Genomic DNA, 2,607 nt, shown 5'->3' with positions numbered 1-2,607 from the left:
GTGGCTCAGGGCCGCTGCATCTGGCAGGGGGTCGGCATCTCGGCACGCTCGGCCGGGATCTGGCGCACCACCCGGAAGCCGTAGCCCGAGCCCTCCACGTCGAAACGCACGCCGGGACTGCCGAGCCGCTCCATCACGCCCACCACCAGCTGCTGCTGGAACTGGTGGTCGCTGGCGCGCATGCGCCCCCGCTGCCCCGCCAGCGAGACCTCGGCCTGCTCGAGGGCGCGCGCCACGGCCAGCGCGTCGGTGCTGCCGGCGCGCTCCAGCGCCTGCGCCAGCGCCTCGATCAGCAGCTGCATGCGCATGTGGACGTAATCGTCCTGGGGGCGCGGGAAGCGCTCGCGAAAGGACTGGTAGAAGCGTTCGCTGGCGGCGGTCGGCAGGTTGGGCAGCCAGTCCGCCACCGCCACCACCTTGCCCACGCCGGCATCGCCCAGCGCCGCCGGTGCGCCCAGCGCGTTGCCATAGAAGGTATAGAAGGTGCCCTCGTAGCCGACCTCGCGCGCCGCCTTAACCAGCAGCGTCAGGTCGTTGCCCCAGTTGCCGGTGACCACCGCCTGGGCGCCGCTCGCCTTGATCTTCACGGCGTAGGGCGCAAAGTCCTTGATGCGCCCGACCGGATGCAGCTCCTCGCCCACGATCGCCACGTCCGGCCGCTGGCGCGCCAGCTGCTCGCGCGCCTCGCGCAGCACGGCCTGGCCAAAGCTGTAGTCCTGGCCGATCAGGTAGACCCGCGACAGCGCCCGATTCTCGCGCATCACCTCCATCAGCGCAGCCATTCGCATGTCGGCGTGCGCATCGAAGCGGAAGTGCCAGAAGCTGCATTTCTCGTTGGTCAGAATGGGATCGACCGCCGAGTAATTCAGGAACACCACGCGCCGCCCTGGATCGCGCTGGTTGTGCTTGTTGATGGCTTCGATCAGCACGGCGGCGGTGGCCGAGGAGTTGCCCTGCAAGATGATGCGCGCGCCGTCGTCGATGGCCGCGCGCAGGGCCGACAGTGCCTCCTCGTTTTGGCCCTTGCTGTCGTAGCGCAGCAGCTGCAGCCGCCGGGTCCCACCCTCGGAGGCGGGCAGCGCGACGCCGCCGCGCTCATTCACGCGCTCCACCGCCCAGGCAATGTTGCGAAACACGGCTTCGCCGGCGTTGGCGAAGCTGCCGGAGAGGCTCTCCACCATCGCGACCTTGATGGGCATTCCGGACGCACCGGGGTTGCCCTGGGCATGGGCGGGAGACGAGGTGAACCACAGGGTCGAACAAAGCAACCCACAGAAGCGGACGGTGGCGCCGCGGCGGGACAGAGGGGACATGGCTCCAGTGAACAGTGGCAGAAACAAAAAGCGGCGAGGGACCCCGGCCGCCTTTTTCCATTCTTGCCTGCCCAGCGCGCCCTTGGAGCGGCCGCGCCCAAAAATAAAGCCAGCCCAAGAAATGCGCGCAAGTGTCCCGAATCGGAAAAAACTTTGTTCGCTTTTGACGGAAGAAGCACCAAGTTGATGGAGTGTTGGCAGCTTTTGCTGCAACAGAGGAAAGATAGAGAGAAGTTTCAGCAACAGGCATCCAAAAGCACCCAATTGCTCGCAATTTCAGGAAACGCGCGGCGGAGTACGCGCCTGATGCGCACGCCCAGGCCCAGCGCCTTGGCGCCCGACGGCAGAAGCGGAAGGGAAAACTGCAGGGAGGCCCCGCTCCCCGGCCCTGAGCTCAGGAGGGACTGCGCGGCACCGCCTCGCGCTCCTGCAGAGGCAGGGGCGGGGCGCCCGTCGGCGCTGCCGACAGGGCAGGCACGGGCTGCAACGCCACGTAGCGCTCGAACAGCTGGAAGAAGCGCTCGTAGAAAGGGGCGTCGCTGATGGTCTCGCTTCCGACCTTCACGAGGGTGTCATCGGTGGCGCTGAAGGGCAGCGATACCGACCCGAGGCCCCCCACCCCGAGGGAGGCCGAATTGTTCACTTTCTTGATCACGTAGCGGTCCTGCACGGCACTGGCATAGATGGAAGTGCGGACCCCATCGCCGTCCTCGCTCGCACACACCACTCGCATCTCCACGGCGTAGTGGTTGTCCGGGTGCGGCTGATAGTACTTGCGGCCACTGACCAGCTCGGCGCTGGCAGAATGGACCACGTAGCCCTGGCTGAGCAGGGCGCGGCGCGCCGCCTCGCAGGCGCGGTCCTGGGGCGCCAGCGCCTCGCGCACGTGCATGCTGGAGGTGTCGAAGTCGTTGGGTGTGAAGCCGGTCGGGGCCGAGCGGTCCAGGCCCGGAACGGCGTCCGGGATGCGCGCACACCCTGCCGCCAGCAGGCAGCAGGCGATGGCAAGCGGGAGCCGGGCGGCAGATCCGGCCGGCAGGCGAAGGCGACGCAACGCAAACATCGTCAGGCGGAACGGGAAGGTTTCAAGTCTTCATGCAACCGCCGCGCCCACCGACGCCAGGTCCCAGCGGGGGCGGACCTCGAAGCGGTAGTCGGCCCGGGCTTGCTCCAGCCCGGCCTGCAGGCGCATGGCAGCGACCATCGCGATCATGGCGCCGTTGTCGGTACACAGGTGCAGCTCCGGATAATGCACCCGCACCCCGCGCGCGCGGCAGGCGGCGTCGAGCCGCTC

General features: G+C 68.0%; 2 protein-coding genes and 1 pseudogene. All 3 read right to left on the bottom strand.

Features of this window, described 5'->3' with window-relative positions; genetic code table 11:
- Positions 1–5: 5 nt before the first annotated feature.
- Positions 6–1,313, bottom strand: a complete 1,308-nt coding sequence (locus A612_RS00940) for a branched-chain amino acid ABC transporter substrate-binding protein (protein WP_040435437.1) — start codon at positions 1,311–1,313, stop codon at positions 6–8.
- A gap of 394 nt (positions 1,314–1,707) precedes the next feature.
- Positions 1,708–2,376 (bottom strand): DUF2242 domain-containing protein, encoded by a 669-nt coding sequence (locus A612_RS00935; protein ID WP_019372744.1) that lies wholly within the window; start codon positions 2,374–2,376, stop codon positions 1,708–1,710.
- A gap of 30 nt (positions 2,377–2,406) precedes the next feature.
- Positions 2,407–2,607: pseudogene (locus A612_RS00930) on the bottom strand (tRNA (adenosine(37)-N6)-threonylcarbamoyltransferase complex transferase subunit TsaD); the annotation flags it as partial.

This window comes from Melaminivora alkalimesophila (genome assembly GCF_000282995.1).
Classification (GTDB): domain Bacteria; phylum Pseudomonadota; class Gammaproteobacteria; order Burkholderiales; family Burkholderiaceae_C; genus Melaminivora; species Melaminivora alkalimesophila.
This window is presented reverse-complemented; position numbering and strand designations above follow the sequence as displayed.

Bases quoted from the DNA above. Each gene is read 5' to 3' on its own strand.
- A612_RS00940 (WP_040435437.1), bottom strand. From the start codon at position 1,313: ATGTCCCCTCTGTCCCGCCGCGGCGCCACCGTCCGCTTCTGTGGGTTG.
- A612_RS00935 (WP_019372744.1), bottom strand. From the start codon at position 2,376: ATGTTTGCGTTGCGTCGCCTTCGCCTGCCGGCCGGATCTGCCGCCCGG.